Here is a 19,148-nt window from a genome sequence, read left to right as displayed (position 1 = left end):
AAGTAGGTAGACATGCGAATTGGTGTAGACGGACGCAAGATTCCCGAGAGCCGCACTCGGGGTCCCGTGAACAGCCTCGAACACGCCCACGAACTGGGTATGGCCGGCTTGTTCTTCCGGACCGTACTCGATATGAGTCCGGCCCTGGACGCCGCTGAACTGCGCGACATCCGATCCAAGGCAGACGAACTGGGTATGTACCTGGAGACCGGTCTGGGCAAGGTCAATCCCTACGCGAACCCGGAGGCGCCGGAGCTGCGCGCCGTCGGCGACGGTGACATCGTCCTCGGCTTCCGCCGGATGATGGAAGCCTGCGCGGCCATCGATTGCCGTGAGCTCTGGGTGGCCACCGCGAACTACAAGTCGGCGTACCGCGGCCGCTGGGCATACGACCGCTTCCGCACCGACGTGGCGTGGACGGAACAGCTGGCTGCGACGGCGCGTTTCCTCGGAACACTGGCTCCGATCGCACGGGACCTCGGTATCCACCTCAACCTGGAAACACACGAGGAGATCACGTCGTTCGAACTCGTCCGGCTGGTGGAGGCGGCCGGCTCGGACGTGGTCGGGGTCGTGTTCGACACCGCGAACGTGCTTCAACGCCTCGAACATCCTGTCTGGGCGGCCGAACGGCTGGCACCGTACGTGCGTCAGACACACATCAAGGACGCCGCGATCACCCACACCGAGGGCGGTCTCGCCTATCAGATGCGCCCATGCGGCACCGGCGTCGTCGACTTCGATCGCATACTGCCGGTACTCGCGGCGGCGAATCCGGCGCTCAATCTCACGATCGAGAACGACGAGTCGCTCGACGACCTGCCGCGTCCCCGGCGGATGATGCTCATCGAAGCGTTCGACTCCGAATTCCTCGACGGCCACCCCGATCTGACGGTTCAGGAGATGGCGGCGTACGTGGACATGGTGCAGTCGTACGACCGGCAGATAAGGTCGGGGGAACGGATCGACAACGCCACCTATGCCGCGCTGCCGTACGGCTACGCGGAGACGGTGTCGTACATCAGGTCGAGTGCCGACCACGTGCGGAGTGTGTGTGCAAAACACGATCTTCCGGTCGAATCGGACACGAAGGCAGGCAATCTCGCGGAGTCGGCGCGGTGATCGTCGGCGACGACGTCGGCACCGTTCGCCGGGACATCGGAGCGTGCGCGCGTGTGCTGGGCGAGGAATCAACCCCTCGGGAGACCATCCGCACGGCGTCCGGTCTCGGTCTACGGCACGTGGAGTTCGCTTCTCCTTTTGCGATTTCGCCCGCGCTCGATCCGACCGCCTTTCGGGCACTCGCCGACTACGGACGTTCACTCGGTGTCCGGCTGAGCTGCGCGCTGGGAATGGTGTCCGCCGGGCATGCCGAACGAACCACGCGATTCCGCGAGGCAGGGCGAGGCGATCTGGTGGCGGGACTGAGCAAGGCGTTGACGGCCATCGGGGAACTCGACACCGACTACGTCCAGGTCGTCGTGGGGATGCTGGACGACCGCTATGACGCATCGGTCGTGTGGCCTGAGCAGCTCGACGCCACGGCGCAGTTGTATCGGAACCTGTCCCCGGTGCTCACCGACCTGGGCCTGAAACTCGCGGTCAAGACGCACGAGGAGATCACGTCACACGAAATCCTCCAGCTCATCGACGCCGTCGGCTCCGACCATCTGGCGGTGGGCCTCGATCCGGTCAACCTGCCGGTGCGAGGCGAGGATCCGGAGCTGGCGACCGCCCGGCTCGCCCCGCACGTCGCCCGGATTCACTACGACGACGCGTGGATCACCTTCACCGGTCGCGGTCTCGCGCGACGGTTGTGCCCGGGCGGTCAGGGCGACATCGACTGGGGAGCGATCTTCCGGATCCTCGACGGCGCAGGCTCCAGCGCGCCGGTCCTCGTCGACCTGCACCGCGGAGAGTTCGAGATGCCGGTGTGTGACGAACGGTGGCTGCTGCAGAACAGCGACGTCTCACTGAGAGAACTCTCGATACTGTCGTCCCGGGCGCGGCCCGACCGGCCTCCGGTGATGGCAACAGCGCCGCGACTGCGGGCTGCGCTGTCCGAACTGGCGACGATGACGCGCGGGACGGCGGCATGACCGCGATGTTGCTGCACGGGGCCACAGTCGTGACCGTGGACCGTGAACGCCGGATCATCGAGGACGGCGCCGTCCTGATCGACCGTGGCCTCATCAGCGCGGTCGGTGACAGCCAGGCGCTCCTCGCCGTCACGGATCCGTCCGTCCGCCGAATCGACTGCCGGGGCAAGCTGGTGATACCAGGGCTCGTCGACGCCCACGGTCACGCCGGCCACTCGCTGATCAAGACGCTGGGATGCGATAGCCCGACGTTCTGGATGCGCACCGTCACACCTGCGTACTTCCACGCGACGACACCGGAGTACTGGTATCACGACGGGCTCGTGTCCGCGCTCGAGCGCGTCCGCGCCGGAGTGACGTGCGGAGTCAGTGTCATGGGATCACAGCCCCGCAGTGACGATCCCGAGATCTCACTTGCTCACGCGCGCGCCTACCGGGAGGTCGGAATACGCGACGTCGTGTGTGTCGGGCCGGCGGGTTTGCCGCTGCCCCATCCGGTCACGCAGTGGTCCGGCGGGGTTCCCCGTCGACGTGAGGTCGGATTCGACGAGTTGCTGTCCGGCGCGGAATCGGTGATCGAGACGGTGAACGGCTACGAGGGCGATCTCACGTCGGTGTTCCTGACACCCTTCACGATTGTCCCTTCGGTCGATCCGTCCCACCCGTCGCGACCCGACGTCGCCACCCATCTCACCGAGGACGATCGCTACCAGGCGCGCCGGGTCAGGGAGGCGGCGGAGCGCTGGGGTGTCCGCATCCACTCGGATGCCTTCGGTGGCATGGTGCGGCTCGCGGCGAAGGATCGGGAGAACGCGCTCCTCGGGCCGGACATCCATCTGCAACACTGCACGGGTTTGTCTGCCGAGGAGGTCGCGATCCTGGCGGAGACCGGGACGTCCGTGGGCCATGCACCGGGAGGACGTGCGCCGGTCCCTCAGATGTTGCAGGCAGGCATCACCGTTGCGATCACCACCGACGGTTCGTCGCCGCGCCGTCCCTTCGACCTCTTGCAGGCCGCGCGCGCCGCTCAGGCCGCCAATCAACTTCTCGCCGACGATCCCTACCTGCTGCCACCAGGTCGATTGCTCGAGATGATCACGATCGATGCTGCGGCGGTCCTCGGAATGGCCGACTTCATCGGATCCATCGAAGTGGGTAAACGCGCCGATCTCGCGATTCTCGACATGCGCAAGCCGCATCTCGTACCCAACTGGATGCCGGTGCATCGCCTCGTCTACGAGGCGACCGGAGCCGACGTGCAGACGGTGATCGTCGGGGGAAGGGTGGTCATGGAAGACCGCATCGTGTGCGGAGTCGACGAGACGGCGGCGCTGGACGAGGGGGACCGGCACGCCCGATTGCTCGTCGAACGCGCCGGCCTGGCGCACCACCTCACCGATCCCGGATGGCGAAGCAACAGGCGTGAATTCGACGGGCCGATCGAGGTGCCGGTGCCATGACGGAACCTGTGGTCAGAATGACGGCGGCCCACATCCTGGCCTATCGTGACGGCGACCACGTGCTCGTCTCCGACGGAGAGATCGTCTATCGGGGCGCGCGGATCCTGCACGCGGGACGGGGATGGGACGGCCCGGTCGACGAGACGGTCGACTGCGGTGATGCTCTGATCATGCCGGGATTCATCGACCTCGATGCGCTCGCAGACATCGATCACGCGCTGCTCGATTCCTGGGCGACACCCGATCTGGCACTCGGGCTGCAGTGGTCGGCCGACTATTTCCGATCGGGGCGGCGCGACGTATTCGACGCACCCGAGCGTGCCGTCATCCGCGAATACGCTCTGTCGCAGCTTCTTCGGCACGGAATCACCACCTTCATGCCGATCGCCTCCGAGTCTCACAGCAAGTGGGCGGAGACCTATGAGGACATGGTCGAGGTGGCTCGGATCGCGAAGCGTCTCGGAATTCGGGGATACCTCGGTCCCGCCTACAGGTCCGGTGTCAACGTCGTCGACGGTGGACGCCGGTCGGTGCTGTTCGACGAGGAACGGGGCCGAGCCGGGCTTCGGGACGCCGAGCGCTTCCTCGATCATGCCGCCGACCACGGCGGCGATCTTGTGCACGGCGCTCTCCTGCCCTGCCGGATCGAGACGCTGACAAGGGAACTGATGGCGGCGACCGCACAGGTGGCGATCGCCCGCGACACGGTGGTGCGACTGCACTGCATGCAGGGTGAGGTGGAGTTGGCGCTGCTCGACGAGTGGTACGGGATGCGCCCCGTCGAACTCCTCGAGACGTCCGGACTTCTGGAGACGCGTCTGCTGGTGCCCCACGGCATCCATCTCGGGGCACCGGGCGGTCAGGGTGGGCAGGCCGACCTGCGGCGCCTGGCGGAGGCGGGTGTCACGATCGTGCACTGCCCGATGACGTCCATTCGATACGGGGCGGTGCTGGAGTCGTACGACCGGTATCGAACGGCCGGTGTCCACCTCGCTCTGGGAACCGACTCGTTTCCCCCGGACCTCGTCCGCGGAATTGACTACGGGACCCATCTCGCGAAACGGGCTGACGGATCACTTTCGGCGGGTGCCACAGCCGATTACATCCGTTCGGCGACGATCGGCGGTGCTCGTGCCCTCGGCAGACCGGATCTGGGACGCCTGCAGCCCGGAGCGAGCGCCGACTTCATCGTGGTCGATCTCGCAGACTTCGCCATGGGTGTCCGCGACGATCCACTTCGCACTCTCACGATGAACGGATCGGCCCGCGACGTCCGCCGGACGGTGGTCGCAGGTAGCACCGTCATGGTCGACGGCGTCGTCCTCGGCGCCGACCAATCGCGGCTGCAGGCTCACGCGCAGGTCCTGTTCGAACGCATGAGAGCGGCATACAGCGAACGAGACCACCGACGCAGACCGTCGGCCGAACTCTTTCCGCCGACATTCCCCGACATCACGAAAACCACGAAAACCACGACACCGAAGGGGTATTCGCATGATCAATCCTGAGCACTCCCACCTCGTCGACGGCAGTCACTGGGTCAGCCCGTTCAATTTCGACGCCACCGTCCAGTCACAGTTCGACTGGCCTTCACCGTTCGCGCTGATCGACAGCACTCTGCGGAAGACGCTCTTCACCGCAGGCGCAACCACGTCGATGGACGGATTCGTGCGGATCGCCGCGGCGCTCGGTGCCGCGGGGATCCGGGAGGAGAGCGTCAACATCAATTGGGGTGGCGGAGCGTCACCGATGCCGCGCGAAGCGGCGCTCGTTCGCGCCGTCGCCGCCCGGGACTTCGGATTCCGGCTCAATGTGTACGCCGACACCCTGCTGTCGGACGGAGAGAACTACCAGCAGGTCGGCATGAAGGAAACCGTCGATCAACTGCACGAATGGGGAGTGCGCACGTTCGCACCGGGCATCGTCCCGGCACCCTCGGCTGCCGCCCGCTCACGTCAGTACCGCGATCTCGAGAAGTTCTTCGAGTACCTGCGTGAGCTGGGCTGCGACGTCACGATCACACTCGCCAACGTGGGCCGCCGCGACTTCGACGATCTCGTGGCAGCCTGCAACGTCGCCGTCGAACTCGGTGCGCGGCGCCTCGATCTGATGGACTCGACCAGCAGTCTCGGCCCCGAAGCGATGAAACTGTTCGTGCGGACGTTCCGGGAGCGCCTCGTCGACGACGTGCCGATCACGATGCACGTACACGACGACTTCGGTCTCGGCACCGCCACGGCCATCGCGGCCGCAACGGCAGGCGCGAGCCCGGACGTGTCGGTGTCCGGAATGTCCTACCGCGCCGGCTTCGCCGCGCTGGAAGAGGTGGTTCTCGCTCTCGAAGTGCTCTACGGAGTGGACACCGGGATCCACGTCGAACAGCTGACCTCCCTGGCGCAACTCGTCGCGACGGAAAGTTCGGTGAGCCTGCCGCCGCTCAAGCCGGTGGTCGGAGGATATGCCCACCTCAAGCACATGCCCGGCGACGTCATCGCTGCGATCGCCGGGGGACCGGATGTGTTCCCGCCCGTCTCGTCGTGCGTGAGCCCCGCAGTGGTGGGCGGTCGGCAGGAATGGGTGTGGGACAGCCTGACCACCGACCGTATGGCCGACGTGCTGCTGCGGTCGCTCGGACTCGAGGCCGACGCGGAGGAGATCGCGTTCGTCCGCACCGCTCTGGACGACGCGGTGGCAGCGGTGACGTCCTATCCACGCTGGCTGACGGCCGGGGAAGCGGCCCGGGTGGCGGAGGAAAGCCTCGCACTTCATCGGCGTGCGAGCGCCCATGCCTGACACTGCCGTCGTGACACTCAACGCCCTGGACGAGTCCGCTCTGGAGAAAGAGCTGTTGATCTGCACGCCGTCGCGGACCTGGGCAACCGCGGTGCTGTCCGCACGCCCGTACGCCGACCGTGAGGACCTCCTCGCGGCGGCGGCGGCCGCGTGGCGGTCCATGACACTCGACGACGTCGCGGCGGCACTGGAGAACTATCTTCCGCTCTCGGCCCCTCCCGACTCGGCTCATGCCGCTGCCGAGCACGGTGCACTCGTCGCCAGTTCGGCCGGGAGACTCACCCTCCTGCGCCAGCGGGAGTCCCGGTATCGCGCTCGGTTCGGCTTTCCGGTCGTCATCGCGGCGAAGGGGCTCACCCTCGACAGCATCCTGGCGGAGATCGACCGAAGGGTGACCAACGACCGAGCCGACGAGTTGGTTGTCGCCACGCGCCACATGGTCGCGATCGGAGAGGGGAGGATCGCGACGTTGATCGCGCTGTGTGAAGGGCCGGGGTGAACTGCGATACATTCGAGCCGATGATCAGGACTGTCGAAGCGAGTACCCGGGTGCCGGCCGCCCGGTGGTACGACAGCTTCCATGCAGCGGCCGTCGTCCTGGAGGCATTCGGGCACGACCGGCCGGACGCAGGCAGGTGCGTGGCGGTGGTGTCGACGGATCTCGGTGTCTGGGTGTTCGAGGGTGACCCGCGGTCGACGGTCGACGCGTTCGTTCATGCCGTGGAGCGGGCGATCGTCGCCGGCGGGCAGGCGTTCGTGTTGGGATGCGCCAGGGTGACCGGGGTCGATCAGCGGGTGGTCCGGACCCTCCGGGTTCCCGACGGCGACAGGATGGCGGCGGCCGCGGCGCTGGCGCGTGAACTCGTCGGCGACCCGCAGCCTCTGATCAGAACAGCACCGGGTCGTCGAACCCCGGAGCGTGTTCGAGGGCCAGTAGTTCGCGCTTGGTGAGCGTGCCGCCACCGGCGGAGAAGCCGCCCACCTGCCCGCCTGCGGCGAGGACGCGATGGCACGGGATCACGATCGGCAGCGGGTTGCGGCCGAGGGCCTGACCGACGGCCTGCGCGGCCCCCGGCTTGCCGAGTTCCGCCGCGATGTCACCGTAGGTGAGTGTGGTGCCCGGGTCGATTGCGCGGGTGAGTTCGTATACGGTGCAGTCGAATTCGGGGACTCCCTCGAAGTCGAGATCGATCCACCGCAGATCGTCGAGTGCGCCGCCCAGATGTTCGCGTATCCCGTCGATGGCCCGCTGGACCGGCGCAGGCGGCTGGTGCTCCACCGCATCCGGGAAGCAGTGTTCGAGACGCTGCCGGGTGGATTCGGGGGAACCTTCGGGCAATTGCACACCCACGATCCCGGCGGCCCGCCATGCGATGGCGCAGGTGCCGAGGGCCGTGTCGAACAGGGCGATTCCTGTGGTCACCAATCCAGTATGCCTCCCACATCCGACGTTCACCTTCCGTTGACCACGGTTCGGCATCCTCGAAGCTCGCCGACCGAGGAGATGTTTTCGTGTATCTGTCCCGCCGTGCCCTGCTCCGCTCCACCGCACTCGGGTTGCTGGCCGTGCCCGCTGCCGCGTGCTCCGACTCCGGCAGCGCGGGTCCGTCGCTGGTCCGTGACCGACCCACCCTCACGCACGGTGTCGCGGCCGGTGACGTGCGAGCAGACGGTGCGCTCGTCTGGGCGAGGTCCGACCGTCCCGCCACGATGATCGTGGAGACCTCGGCCACCGAGTCCTTCACCGACCCGGTGCGATTCGAGGGTGGACTGCTCACCCCGGACGCGGACGGCACCGGGCGGCTGCGTGTGACCGGACTACCCGCCGGGCAGCAGGTGCACTACCGGGTGACCCTCGAAGGTGACGACGGCGCCACCTCGGAGGCGGTGACGGGTGTCTTCCGCACCGCTCCGAGCGCCGCAGGCGACATCCGGTTGCAGTGGTCCGGGGACACGGCGGGTCAGGGATACGGAATCAATCCGGACATCGGCGGAATGCGAATCTTCGACATGATGGCCGCGCGCGACCCACACTTGTTCCTGCACTCGGGCGACGTCGTGTACGCCGACGGTCCGCTGAAGGAGTCCGTCACGCTGCCGGACGGACGCGTGTGGCGGAACACGGTCAGCGAGGCGAAGAGCGTTGTCGCGCAGACGCTGGACGAGTACCGCGGCCAGTACGCGTACAACCTCACCGACGACAACTACCGCAGGTTCAATTCCTCTGTGGCGCAGATCGTTCAGTGGGACGACCACGAGACGGTCAACAACTGGTACCCCGGTGAGGTCCTCGACCTCGACGCGTACACGGAGAAGAACGTGGACGTGCTGGCACAGAGGGCATTCCAGGCGTACCACGAGTGGCTGCCGGTGGAGCCGGCCGACGCGGTCGACGGTCGTGTGTACCGCAAGATCGGATACGGCCCACTGCTCGACGTGTTCGTCCTCGACATGCGCACCTACAAGGACGCGAACGGAGTCAACACCGGTGCGGCCGGGCAGATTCTCGGTGCAGCCCAGAAGGAGTGGCTGATCCGGGAACTCGGTGCGTCCACGGCGACGTGGAAGATCATCGCCAACGACCTCCCGCTCGGGGTGGTGGTCCCGGACGGCGACACCGCGTTCGAGGGCGTCGCGAACGGGGAGCCCGGTCAGCCGTCGGGCCGGGAATCCGAGATCGCCCAGGTGCTGTCGGCGATCAAGGCGGGACGGATCACCGGGACGGTGTGGCTCACCGCGGACGTGCACTACACCGCCGCGCACCGGTACTCGCCCGACCGCGCCGCGTACAAGGATTTCGACGAATTCTGGGAGTTCGTCTCCGGTCCACTCAACGCGGGCGGTTTCGGTCCCAACGACCTCGACGCCACGTTCGGCCCCGAGGCCGTGTTCGTGCACACGCCGCCCGCACCCAATTCGTCGCCGCTCGACGGATACCAGCACTTCGGGGAGGTGTTCATCGACGGGCAGACGTCGGAGTTGCGGGTGGACCTCCTCGACGCGGCCGGGACGGTGCTGTTCAGTCAGCTGCTGCCGCCGCCGGCGCGCTGATCGCCTGGAGAAGGCCAGTCCGGATCTTCTGGACTGCTCGACTGGTCGGGAAAGATCCCGCCGAGTGGGGCGCCGATCCGGAACTGCTCCAGGCGAAACACGCCCTTACCTCCCTCTTTGGGACCGTAGTGCGCGACCGCCGCGGCCAGGAGAGCCATGCATGCGAGGGTGATCAGTGTCGTCATGGATTCGAGCCTCGCCAGAACTGGCTTTGAGTTGAATAGCCAAGAGGTTGATACTGGACTGCATGATGACTCGCGTACTCGGTGCACGCTCCCTGGCCAGGGACCTCGGTAACTGGCAGGACGACAGCGGCCGCCGGTCGGCCGCGAGGCCCGCCTACCGGGCGCTGGCCGACGGGATCCGGTTACTCGTGCACGACGGCCGCATCCCGCTGGGGGTCGCGCTGCCGAGCGAGCGCGAACTGGCGTCGATGCTGGAGTTGAGCCGGACCACGATCACGTCATCGTATTCGGTACTCCGGGACGAGGGGTATCTCATCAGCCGTCAGGGGTCGCGCAGCACCGTCGCGCTGCCGCTGGGGGCACGGCAGAACGGGCTGATGTTCCGGGCGCACCAGCCCGGTTCCGACAGCTCGGTGGTCGACCTCAGCTACGCCGCGATGGCCGCGCCCGCGGAAGCGGTCGAGCAGGCCTACGCCTATGCGTTGCAATCGCTTCCGCAGTTCCTGCCGACTCACGGGATGGAGCCGGTGGGGATCGGCGCGTTGCGGGACGTCATCGCGGCGCGTTACCGGGCGCGGGGGCTGGAGACCTCGCCCGAGCAGATCATGGTCACCTCCGGTGCTCAGCACGCGCTGCGGCTGCTCCTCAACGTGCTCACGGCGCCGGGGGAGCGGGTGCTGGTCGATCACCCCACGTACCCCAACGCGCTGGAGGCGATCCGCAGGGTCGGTGCGCGTCCGGTCCCGGTGCCCGTCCGTCCGGAGGGCGGTGCGTCCGGGGCGTGGGATCTCGACGGAATCCGCAGCGCCGCCCGGCAGACTGCAGCCCGGATGGCGTACCTGATCCCGGACTTCCACAACCCCACCGGACTGTGCCTCGACGCGTCCGGGCGGGCCGAACTGGCGCGGATCGCGCGCGACACCCGCATGACCCTGGTGGTGGACGAGACGATGGTCGACCTGTGGCTGGACGAACCGTCACCGGGGCCGGTCGCGGCGCACGGCAGGGGAGCCGCGAAGTCGGAAGTCGTGACGATCGGGTCGGCGGCGAAGTCGTTCTGGGGCGGGCTGCGCGTCGGCTGGATTCGCGCCGATCCGGCGCTGATCACCCGGCTCGCCGGGGCGCGGGCCGCGGTCGATCTGGGCACGCCGGTGATGGACCAGCTCGCGGCGGCGCATCTGCTGTCCGACGACGAACTCGTCCTCGCCCGGCGCCGGGCGGAACTGCGGGAACAGCGCGGCGCGATGCTCGACGCTCTCGCCGACCGCCTGCCGGACTGGATCCCGACCATCGGTTCGGGAGGAATGTCGCTGTGGCTGCGCATGCCTGCGCCGGTGTCGACGGCGCTGGCCGCGACGGCCCCCAACTTCGGGGTGCTGCTGGCGGCGGGACCGCGGTTCGGGGTGGAGGGCGCGTTCGAGAGGTTCGTCCGGCTCCCTTACGCGCGGACGTCCGACGAACTGCGCCGCGGTGTCGACTGCATCGCGGCAGCGTACGAGACGCTGGCCGTCGACCGAGAGCTCGCGGAACCGTCCCTCGTCGTCTGAGCACGTGAGTGGCGAAGCGTGCCGGAACACGCATCGCCACTCACGTGGGGGTCAGGTCCAGACGGTGTCGATGTCGACGCCCTCGCGGGCAGGCGGGGTGGGTACGCCGGCCGGGGTGCGGGAGAACCGCGGCGCCGGGGCGTGCTGCGTGACGCCGTCGAGATCGATCAGCGATCCGCGGGCGGCGATGTGCTCGTTGGACGGCGCCTCCGCGAACGTCAGCACGGGCGACACGCAGGCATCGGTGCCGAGGAAGATAGCGGCCCACTCGTCGCGGGTCTTCGACAGGAACTTCTCCGCGAAGACCTTCTTCACCTGCGGCCACGCCGAGATGTCCATCTGCTGCGGCAGTTCGGCGGGGTCGAGTTCGAGGCCCTGCAGCAGCAGAGCGTAGAACTGCGGCTCGATCGAGCCGACGGCCATGTATTTGCCGTCGGACGTCTCGTAGGTGTCGTAGAACGGCGCGCCGGTGTCGAGCAGGTTGACACCCCGCTCGTCGGACCAGACGCCGCGGCCGCGGAACGCCCACATCATGTGCGAGAGGGCCAGCGCGCCGTCGACCATGGCCGCATCCACGACCTGGCCCTTGCCGGACGACTGGCGTTCCACCAGCGCCGACAGAATCCCGAAGATCAGGAACATCGAACCGCCGCCGAAGTCGCCGACCATGTTCAGCGGCGGCACGGGACGTTCACCCTTGCGGCCGATGGCGTGCAGGACACCGGTCAGCGAGATGTAGTTGATGTCGTGCCCGGCCGCGCTGGCCAGCGGGCCCTCCTGGCCCCAGCCCGTCATCCGTCCGTACACGAGTCGCTCGTTGCGCCCGAGGCAGACGTCCGGGCCCAGGCCCATGCGCTCGGTGACACCGGGGCGGAAGCCCTCGATCACGACGTCCGCGCGCTCGATCAGACCGAGAACCTTCTCCACCTGCTCGGGGTCCTTCAGATTGGCCTCGACGACGCGACGACCCCGCTGGATCTGGTCGTACGGGCCGTCCGGCGGAATCACTCCGGGACGCTGGACGCACACCACGTCGGCGCCGAGATCGGCCAGGAGGGCGGCGGCGTGCGGGCCCGGTCCGAGGCCTGCGAATTCGACGACGCGAATGCCCGCGAGGGGGCCCTTCTTCTCTGTAACTGGAGCAGACACGCGAGTTCCTCATTCCGGTACGAGACAACCTGTCGAATCGACGTTAACTTGCGACCCTCGGTCCGTGTGCCCCGGGTCACGGGATACCGCCGTCAGTGAGCCCGCGCTCTTGCCTGCCCGCGGGTGCGCGGGGCACAGTTGATTCATGAGTCTTCAGGGTGAGCTCGTGAGTTTCGTGGCCAGCACCGATCTGGACGTCTCGGAGATGTTCTACGTGGAGACCCTGGGGCTGACGCTCGTCTCACGGGACGAGTTCGCGTTGGCCCTCGATTGCAACGGCTCCCTGCTCCGGGTCACGCTGGTGCAGGCGAAGGCCGACACCGGGTACACGGTGCTGGGGTGGAAGGTCGGCGACCTGAACAAGGTCGTCGAAACACTGCGCAGCAAGGGCATCGAGTTCACCGAGTACCCGGGCATGGATCAGGACGAGCACGCCGCCTGGCGCGCCCCGGACGGCATCCGCGTCGCGTGGTTCCGGGACCCGCACGGCAACGTGCTGTCGCTCTTCGAGGAACCGAACTGACCGGCGTCAGCGGCGGGCCGCACCGCGGCCGGCGAGCAGTGCCTCGGTGGCGTCCCACAACCGCGCGGCGAGTTCGGCGTCACGTGCGTCCTTGCTCGGGTGAACAACCTTGCAGCCCTTGACGTATTCGCCGGTGAACTTGCCGCTCTCCGTCGCGGTGGCGGTCCAGACCACCGTGTCCGCTGCCTTCGCGACGTCCGACGCGAACGGGGTCAGGAGTGTCCCCACCACCTGGTAGCCGAACAGACCCCGCCCGAGGGAGGTGCCGCGGACGAACCCGGGGTCGGCGCAATTGACGACCAGCCTCGCCGGATCGGACCGGCGCGCCAACTCGCGGGTGAACAGGGTCAGGGCGAGTTTGGAGTTGTTGTACGCACGCTGGCCGTGGAACGTGTCCTTCGTGCCGTCGAGGTCGTCGAAGTCGAGGTGCCCGCCGCGATGTCCCGACGAGCTGACGTCGACGATGCGTGCCGGATGCCGGTAACCGGCGGCGTCGGCGGTCGAGGCCTGCGCCATCGCCGGAGCCAGCGACGTCGCCAGCACGAACGGCGCGAGATAGTTCACGGCGAACATCTCTTCGAAGCCGTCCACCGTCAGTTGACGATGCCCCACGTCGATGCCCGCGTTGTTCACCAGCACATTGATCCGCGGGAACCGGTGCAGCAGTTCCTCCGACAGCCTGCGTGCACGGTCGAGCGAGGACAGGTCGGCGAGCGCCGAGTTCAGCCGGTCGCGGTCGGTGTTCTCGGACAGTTCGGCGATCACCGCGTCGATCCTGTCCTGGTCCCGGCCGACCAGAACGACGGTGGCCCCGCGGCGTGCGAGTTGGCGGCAGGTCTCCAGGCCGAGCCCCGAGGTGGCACCGGTGACCACCATGGTGCGGCCTGCGAGATCGTTCGACTCGGTCATTCTCGCCTCCCGAATGCAGGTCTCTACGAGACTAGGGCAACCGGGAGGGTCGCACCGGGGAACGAAAACACCGCGAATCCGCCCGCGACTGCCGCCGGCTAGCGTCGGTGCTCGTACCCCAGCCAGGCGCGTCGACGCTCACCGAGCGGATCGTTCTCCACCCGGCTCGTCGCGTCGATGATGAGCGTCTCGCGGCGCTCCGGCGAGTACCGGGGCCATCCGGGTGCCGGGGTCCCGTGCCGGGCGAAATGCAGCCAGTGCGACTGAACGGTGTCGGTGACGGCCCGCAACCCGCGGCGGCCCCCGAGCGCGGTGAGCAGCCGCGCCCACGGCCCGGTCAGCCCGAACACCGCGTACATCTCCGTCGCGTGGGTGGCGCCCAGCCCGAGGATGTGAAGCAACCGGGGTGCGAAGTCGTACCGGTAACTGTAGGTCGGTGCGACGGTCGTGTGACCCTGCGCGCACAGGACGGACGGTTCCCAGAAGGTGACGTCACCGCCGAGGTCCGCGGCCGCACGCCTCCCGGGATAACCGGGGTAGGCGGCGATGGCCCGTTCCTTCACCGACGCGTCCACGTGCGAGAACATCTTGTCGATCCGGGCGGGATCGGTGGGCAGGATGTTCAGGAACCGGGGAAAGACCCTGCCCTCGTGGCGGTTCGTGCCGATGATCAGCGGAACCGGGTGCCCGGAACCGGACGCGAAGCAGTCGAGCGGATGCGTGGGAAGGAAGAAGCCGTCGACGACGGGCGCGAACGCGCGGGTTCCCGGTTCCTCGTCGGCGCCCCGGTGCGCCAGTGTCGTCCCCGCTTCGACGAAGTCGGCCGGGTCGGCGGTCGCGAGCCACGTCGCGGCCTCGGAGAGCGGGACCCCGGCGATCTCGAGGAATTCGCGCGACCACCGCGCCGCCCGCTCGGGGTGGTACGCCGACGCCACCGGAGGGCTCTCCGCGATGGCCCGCGCGAACAGTCCTTTCGCGGCGGGGGTGGTCATGAGTGTGGTGACGGCGTTGGCGCCCGCGGATTCGCCGAAGACGGTGACGTTGTCGGGGTCGCCGCCGAATTCGGCGATGTTGCGTTGCACCCATTCGAGTGCGGCGACCTGGTCGCGGAGTCCGAGGTTGGAGTCGAAAGGTCGTTCGGGGGTGGAGAATTGGGTGAAGTCGAGGTATCCGAGCGATCCGAGGCGGTAGTTGATCGACACGTACACGATGTCGCCGCGGCGGACCAGCGATTCGCCGCTGTAGAGCGCCGAGGACGAAGACCCGCCGGAGTAGGCGCCGCCGTGGATGAACACCATCACCGGTCGCGGCGACTCGGATGTGGACCCGGGGGCGAGCACGTTGAGGGTGAGACAGTCCTCGTCGGTCCCATCGCCCTGCGGTGCGGGGGACCCGAAGTGGAAGGCCCGCCGGACCCCCGACCACGGTTCGACCGGGTGCGGGGCCCGCAACCGCAGCGGCCCGACGGGGGGAGCGGCGTAGGGGATACCCCGCCAGGCAGTCAGGTCGTCGATCCGGCGTCCTCCGACGGCGCCGGCTTCGGTGTGGACCTCGAGAGCGCTCACAGGCCCTGCCCGTAATAGCCCCGGTACCCCTCCCAGGCCAGCCTGCGCTCCCGGCGCGGATCGTCCTGGACGGTGGTGACGGTGTCGAACACGAGTGTTGCCCTCCTATCGGTGTCGTACTGCGGCCACGACGCCAACGGTGTTCCCTGCGAGGCGAAGTGCAGCCAGTGCCGCTGCACGGTGTCCGTCACGTCCTTGAGCCCGCGACGACCGCCGGGCAGGGTGAGGCCGCGGCCGATCAGGGTGTCGGCGATGTCGAACACCGCGAACAACTCGAATCCGTGTGTGGCGTCCAGTCCGAGCCATTTCATGGCGCGCGGAGCGAAGTCGAAACGATAGCTGAAGGTGGGGGCGAACGCGGAATGGGCCTCGGCCAGTTCGACCGACGGCTTCCAGAACGTGAGGTCGCCGCCCAGGTCGGTGGCCGCGTCCGGCGCCGGGTAGCCGGGATACGCGGCGGTGACGCGGGCCTCGGCGCCGGGGTCGGTGAGTGCGAACATCCGCCCGATCCGGTCGGGGTCGGTCGGCAGCGCGTCGAGGAGTTTCGGGAACAGGGTGCCCTCGCGGGCGTTGGTACCGATGACCAGCGGTACCCGGTGCGCCGAGCCGTCGGCGAACGCGTCGAGCGGCGGCTTCGGCAGGAAGTCGCCGTCGATCACGGGTCCGAACGGGTGCAGTCCCGGCGTCTCCGACAGCACTTTCGCGCCGAGACGATTTCCGGCCCGGCCCAGTGCGCCGACCGGTGACGAGGCGAGGGCCTCTGCGGCGGTGTCCGGTTCGGCCCCGAGCAGCGTCACGTAGTCGGATGCCCACCGGGCGGCGCGGTCGGCGGTGGTGACGAGGCCGGGGGCGGAACTCTCCGAGATGGCCCGCGCGAACAGTCCTTTCGCGGCGGGGGTGGTCATGAGTGTGGTGACGGCGTTGGCGCCCGCGGATTCGCCGAAGACGGTGACGTTGTCGGGGTCGCCGCCGAATTCGGCGATGTTGCGTTGCACCCATTCGAGTGCGGCGACCTGGTCTCGGAGTCCGAGGTTGGAGTCGAAAGGTCGTTCGGGGGTGGAGAATTGGGTGAAGTCGAGGTATCCGAGCGATCCGAGGCGGTAGTTGATCGACACATACACGATGTCGCCGCGGCGGACCAGCGACTGTCCGCCGTAGAGCGCGGTCGCCGACATGCCCAGCGTGTACGCGCCGCCGTGGATGAACACCATCACCGGGCGTGCCCCGGACGTGCCGGGCGTGGCCAGCACGTTGAGCGTCAGGCAGTTCTCGCTGGACGGCTGATACTTGCCTGGCCGGAGAGCGGTGAACTTCTTGTGCTGCACGGCGGCGTCGCCGAATTCGGAGGCGTCGAACTCACCGGACCACGGCGTGACCGGCTGGGGTGCGCGCAACCGCAGCGGCCCGACCGGGGGAGCCGCGTAGGGAATTCCCCGCCACGCGACCAGGTCGCCGACGCGCCGGCCACGGACCACCCCTGCGGTCGTCCTCACCAGCGTGTCGGTTGTGAGAGTGTCAGACGCCATGTCGGAAACTATACGGAGACCGCCTGAGGGGGCATTCACCTCCGCCGACGGTGTTCCGTTCAGCTCAGCGCCGCGCCTCCAGCAGCCGCAGCCACACCTCGCTCACGGTCGGGTACGACGGGACCGCGTGCCACAGCGAGTCCAGCGGCACCTTCCCGACCAGCGCGATGGTGGCGGCATGGATGAGCTCGCCGACATCCGTGCCCGCGAACGTCGCCCCGACCAGGGTGTCGGTGGCCCGGTCGATCACGAGCTTGGCGTGACCACTGAAATCGTCGCGCGCCAGTGACGAGCCGGCGACGGCGATGTCGACCTCGACGGTCTCCACGTCCACGCCGGCGTCGCGTGCCTCCTTCTCGGTGATCCCGACGGCCGAGACCTCCGGGTCGGCGAACACCACCTGGGGAACCTGGCCGTGATCGGCGGTCGCCCGGAAGCGGGCCCCCTCCAGCGGCCTGCCCTCGGCGCGCGCGGCGATCACGTCGCCGCAGACGCGGGCCTGGTATTTGCCCATGTGAGTGAGCAGCGCGCGGCCGTTGGCGTCGCCGACGGCGTACAACCATTCGTCCGCCGTCGTCAGGTGGTCGTCCGTGGTGAGGTATCCGTGGGAGTTCAGCAGTCGCGCGTCGAGGCCGAGCGCCGCCGTCGCCGGCGTGCGCCCGGTCGCGACGACGACCTCGTCGACGACGAGCGGCTCCTGTCCCGCCACGTCCAGCGTCACCGGGCCGCCGTGGATGCGGCCGATCCCCGTGTCCCGGGCGTCGGCCCGCTCGACGCCGCGAAGGTCCGCGCCGAACAGGACCCGCGCACCCTTCTTCTCCAGCGAGCGGGCCACCCGCTCACCGGCGAACGGCTCGTTCTTGGGGAGCAGCGCCCGGCCGCGCACCACCATCGTCAGTTCCTCGACGCCGAGGTCCAGCAGCCACGTCGCGCTCTCACAGGCCACGACGCCGCCGCCGATCACGGCGACCCGGCGCGGAATCTCTCTCAGGTTGGTGGCGTCCCGCGAGATCCACGGCAACGCCGCCCGCAGGCCGGGGGTGTCGGGGACCGCGGCGGTCGTCCCGGTGGCGACCACGACGGCGTGCCGGGCGCGCAGCCGGCGGGAATCGCCGACCGTCACCGTGCGGTCCCCGGTGATGCGTGCCGATCCGCGGATGACGTCGATCCCCTGCGAGTCGGCCCACATCACCTGCGAGGAGTCGTCGTGGTTGCCGGTGAACGAGTCGCGTCGCGCCAGCACGGCGTCCACGTCGAGCGGACCGGCCGACACCCCGGGCATGTTGCGCGCCGCCCCGAGGACCTCACCGGGACGCAGCAGTGCCTTGCTGGGCATGCACGCCCAGTAGGAGCATTCCCCGCCGACGAGTTCGTGTTCGATCAGTGCCGCGGTGCGGTCGCTGCCCGCGATGGCGTAACTCGCCGCGTTCTCACCGGCGGGGCCGCCTCCGATCACGATGACATCGAACTCTTCCACGCCGCTCCCCGAGTCAGTCATACCTGTAACCGTAAGCCGGTCGGTGGTGGATGTCAGAGGTTCAGGCGGGCCTCTCGCGTTGTTACCCGCGGGTAGATAGGGTGGCCGAATGAGACGGCAGAAGATTCTGATCACCGGGGCCAGCTCGGGACTCGGCGAGGAGATGGCTCGCCGGTTCGCAGCCCAGGGACGAGACCTCGCGCTGTGTGCGCGACGCGTCGAGCGGCTCGAGTCCGTGCGTGACGAGTTGCGGGCGGCGCATCCCGGGATCACCGTCGCCATCCGCGAACTCGACGTCACCGACCATGACGCGGTGATCCGCGTTTTCGGGGAACTGCGCGCCGAGCTGGGCGGGCTCGACCGCGTCGTCGTCAACGCCGGACTCGGCAAAGGGGCCCGGATCGGAACGGGCCGGGCCGACGCCAATCTCGCCACCGTCCGCACCAACTTCGTCGGTGCCCTGTCGCAGTGCGAGGCGGCGCTCGGCATCTTCCGCGAACAGAACGCCGGGCACCTGGTGCTCGTGTCCTCGATCAGTGCCGATCGTGGTCTGCCCGGCCCGAAGGCGGCGTACTCGGCGAGCAAGGCGGGAGTGTCGGCCCTCGGCGAGGCGCTCACCGCGGAGCTGGCGAAGAGTCCGATCGTGGTGACCACGCTGCTGCCCGGGTACATCGCCACCGACATGTCGGGCCGGGCCGGCGACAGTGCCAAGATGACGGCCACCCTCGACGACGGCGTCGATGCGATGGTCGCGGCCATCGAGAAGGAGACGAACCGCGCTGCGCTACCCGGAATCACATGGCGAGGAATCGACCTCGCATTGAGATTCCTTCCTCATGCATGGACATCCCGGTTCGTGTAGGA

18 protein-coding genes are annotated in these 19,148 nt (G+C 68.3%); 11 read left to right on the top strand and 7 right to left on the bottom strand.

Annotated elements, in window-relative coordinates:
• Window positions 1–12: 12 nt before the first annotated feature.
• The 7 genes from QM841_RS08325 to QM841_RS08295 are packed head-to-tail and all read left to right on the top strand — an operon-like array spanning window position 13 to window position 7,303.
• On the top strand, window positions 13–1,122 hold the full coding sequence (locus QM841_RS08325) for a sugar phosphate isomerase/epimerase family protein (RefSeq protein ID WP_283331570.1): 1,110 nt from the start codon (window positions 13–15) through the stop codon (window positions 1,120–1,122).
• The gene (locus tag QM841_RS08320; RefSeq protein ID WP_283331569.1) at window positions 1,119–2,099 is read left to right on the top strand and encodes a sugar phosphate isomerase/epimerase family protein; all 981 of its coding nucleotides are present in this window, start codon (window positions 1,119–1,121) and stop codon (window positions 2,097–2,099) included. Before QM841_RS08325 ends, QM841_RS08320 begins: the two co-directional genes overlap by 4 nt.
• Entirely contained in the window at window positions 2,096–3,559 is a 1,464-nt protein-coding gene (locus QM841_RS08315; RefSeq protein WP_283331568.1) for an amidohydrolase family protein, read from the top strand. Before QM841_RS08320 ends, QM841_RS08315 begins: the two co-directional genes overlap by 4 nt.
• The gene (locus tag QM841_RS08310; protein WP_283331567.1) at window positions 3,556–5,067 is read left to right on the top strand and encodes a chlorohydrolase family protein; all 1,512 of its coding nucleotides are present in this window, start codon (window positions 3,556–3,558) and stop codon (window positions 5,065–5,067) included. Before QM841_RS08315 ends, QM841_RS08310 begins: the two co-directional genes overlap by 4 nt.
• Window positions 5,054–6,352: a hydroxymethylglutaryl-CoA lyase-like TIM-barrel protein gene (locus tag QM841_RS08305; RefSeq protein WP_283331566.1), complete on the top strand. Its 1,299-nt coding sequence runs from the start codon at window positions 5,054–5,056 to the stop codon at window positions 6,350–6,352. Before QM841_RS08310 ends, QM841_RS08305 begins: the two co-directional genes overlap by 14 nt.
• 10 nt (window positions 6,353–6,362) lie before the next feature.
• Entirely contained in the window at window positions 6,363–6,851 is a 489-nt protein-coding gene (locus tag QM841_RS08300; protein WP_283331565.1) for a 2-oxo-4-hydroxy-4-carboxy-5-ureidoimidazoline decarboxylase, read from the top strand.
• A 20-nt stretch (window positions 6,852–6,871) separates the two neighbouring features.
• Window positions 6,872–7,303, top strand: a complete 432-nt coding sequence (locus QM841_RS08295; RefSeq protein WP_283331564.1) for a racemase — start codon at window positions 6,872–6,874, stop codon at window positions 7,301–7,303.
• Here the strand turns inward: QM841_RS08295 and QM841_RS08290 are convergent.
• Complete coding sequence (locus tag QM841_RS08290; protein WP_411194565.1) at window positions 7,239–7,832, bottom strand: methylated-DNA--[protein]-cysteine S-methyltransferase; 594 nt, start codon at window positions 7,830–7,832, stop codon at window positions 7,239–7,241. The two genes, QM841_RS08295 and QM841_RS08290, sit on opposite strands and share 65 nt — an antisense overlap.
• Window positions 7,833–7,864: 32 nt before the next feature.
• Between QM841_RS08290 and QM841_RS08285 the strand changes: the two genes are divergently transcribed.
• Complete coding sequence (locus QM841_RS08285) at window positions 7,865–9,403, top strand: alkaline phosphatase D family protein (RefSeq protein ID WP_283331563.1); 1,539 nt, start codon at window positions 7,865–7,867, stop codon at window positions 9,401–9,403.
• Here the strand turns inward: QM841_RS08285 and QM841_RS08280 are convergent.
• Window positions 9,376–9,588, bottom strand: coding sequence for a hypothetical protein (locus tag QM841_RS08280; RefSeq protein ID WP_283331562.1), 213 nt, complete (start codon window positions 9,586–9,588; stop codon window positions 9,376–9,378). The genes QM841_RS08285 and QM841_RS08280 overlap by 28 nt on opposite strands.
• A gap of 62 nt (window positions 9,589–9,650) precedes the next feature.
• Here QM841_RS08280 and yczR point away from each other — a divergent pair, with 62 nt between their 5' ends.
• Window positions 9,651–11,135 (top strand): MocR-like transcription factor YczR, encoded by a 1,485-nt coding sequence (gene yczR / locus QM841_RS08275; protein WP_283331561.1) that lies wholly within the window; start codon window positions 9,651–9,653, stop codon window positions 11,133–11,135.
• Window positions 11,136–11,186: 51 nt separating this feature from the next.
• Here yczR and QM841_RS08270 read toward each other — a convergent pair whose 3' ends face one another.
• The gene (locus QM841_RS08270) at window positions 11,187–12,284 is read right to left on the bottom strand and encodes a CaiB/BaiF CoA transferase family protein (protein WP_283331560.1); all 1,098 of its coding nucleotides are present in this window, start codon (window positions 12,282–12,284) and stop codon (window positions 11,187–11,189) included.
• Window positions 12,285–12,429: 145 nt separating this feature from the next.
• On the opposite strand from QM841_RS08270, the gene QM841_RS08265 reads away from it, so the two are divergent.
• A complete protein-coding gene (locus QM841_RS08265) occupies window positions 12,430–12,807 on the top strand; it encodes a VOC family protein (RefSeq protein WP_280784131.1) in 378 nt (125 codons plus the stop codon).
• A 6-nt stretch (window positions 12,808–12,813) separates the two neighbouring features.
• On the opposite strand, the gene QM841_RS08260 is transcribed toward QM841_RS08265, so the two are convergent.
• From QM841_RS08260 to QM841_RS08245, 4 genes are all read right to left on the bottom strand, one after another.
• Window positions 12,814–13,716 (bottom strand): SDR family oxidoreductase, encoded by a 903-nt coding sequence (locus tag QM841_RS08260; protein ID WP_283331559.1) that lies wholly within the window; start codon window positions 13,714–13,716, stop codon window positions 12,814–12,816.
• A gap of 98 nt (window positions 13,717–13,814) precedes the next feature.
• A complete protein-coding gene (locus tag QM841_RS08255) occupies window positions 13,815–15,281 on the bottom strand; it encodes a carboxylesterase/lipase family protein (protein ID WP_283331558.1) in 1,467 nt (488 codons plus the stop codon).
• A complete protein-coding gene (locus tag QM841_RS08250) occupies window positions 15,278–16,807 on the bottom strand; it encodes a carboxylesterase/lipase family protein (protein ID WP_283331557.1) in 1,530 nt (509 codons plus the stop codon). Before QM841_RS08250 ends, QM841_RS08255 begins: the two co-directional genes overlap by 4 nt.
• Before the next feature lie 64 nt (window positions 16,808–16,871).
• Window positions 16,872–18,305, bottom strand: a complete 1,434-nt coding sequence (locus tag QM841_RS08245; RefSeq protein WP_283331556.1) for a dihydrolipoyl dehydrogenase family protein — start codon at window positions 18,303–18,305, stop codon at window positions 16,872–16,874.
• An 88-nt stretch (window positions 18,306–18,393) separates the two neighbouring features.
• Between QM841_RS08245 and QM841_RS08240 the strand changes: the two genes are divergently transcribed.
• Complete coding sequence (locus QM841_RS08240; protein WP_283331555.1) at window positions 18,394–19,146, top strand: SDR family oxidoreductase; 753 nt, start codon at window positions 18,394–18,396, stop codon at window positions 19,144–19,146.
• The last annotated feature ends 2 nt before the right edge of the window (window positions 19,147–19,148 follow it).

The organism is Rhodococcus sp. IEGM 1307 (genome assembly GCF_030056915.1).
Taxonomy (GTDB): Bacteria; Actinomycetota; Actinomycetes; order Mycobacteriales; family Mycobacteriaceae; genus Rhodococcus_F; species Rhodococcus_F opacus_D.
This window is presented reverse-complemented; position numbering and strand designations above follow the sequence as displayed.

Coding starts and splice junctions, on each gene's coding strand:
- QM841_RS08315 (WP_283331568.1), top strand. CDS start 2,096: ATGACCGCGATGTTGCTGCACGGGGCCACAGTCGTGACCGTGGACCGT.
- QM841_RS08250 (WP_283331557.1), bottom strand. CDS start 16,807: ATGGCGTCTGACACTCTCACAACCGACACGCTGGTGAGGACGACCGCA.
- QM841_RS08295 (WP_283331564.1), top strand. CDS start 6,872: ATGATCAGGACTGTCGAAGCGAGTACCCGGGTGCCGGCCGCCCGGTGG.
- QM841_RS08325 (WP_283331570.1), top strand. CDS start 13: ATGCGAATTGGTGTAGACGGACGCAAGATTCCCGAGAGCCGCACTCGG.
- yczR (WP_283331561.1), top strand. CDS start 9,651: ATGATGACTCGCGTACTCGGTGCACGCTCCCTGGCCAGGGACCTCGGT.
- QM841_RS08280 (WP_283331562.1), bottom strand. CDS start 9,588: ATGACGACACTGATCACCCTCGCATGCATGGCTCTCCTGGCCGCGGCG.
- QM841_RS08240 (WP_283331555.1), top strand. CDS start 18,394: ATGAGACGGCAGAAGATTCTGATCACCGGGGCCAGCTCGGGACTCGGC.
- QM841_RS08265 (WP_280784131.1), top strand. CDS start 12,430: ATGAGTCTTCAGGGTGAGCTCGTGAGTTTCGTGGCCAGCACCGATCTG.
- QM841_RS08305 (WP_283331566.1), top strand. CDS start 5,054: ATGATCAATCCTGAGCACTCCCACCTCGTCGACGGCAGTCACTGGGTC.
- QM841_RS08290 (WP_411194565.1), bottom strand. CDS start 7,832: ATGCCGAACCGTGGTCAACGGAAGGTGAACGTCGGATGTGGGAGGCAT.
- QM841_RS08260 (WP_283331559.1), bottom strand. CDS start 13,716: ATGACCGAGTCGAACGATCTCGCAGGCCGCACCATGGTGGTCACCGGT.
- QM841_RS08245 (WP_283331556.1), bottom strand. CDS start 18,305: ATGACTGACTCGGGGAGCGGCGTGGAAGAGTTCGATGTCATCGTGATC.
- QM841_RS08310 (WP_283331567.1), top strand. CDS start 3,556: ATGACGGAACCTGTGGTCAGAATGACGGCGGCCCACATCCTGGCCTAT.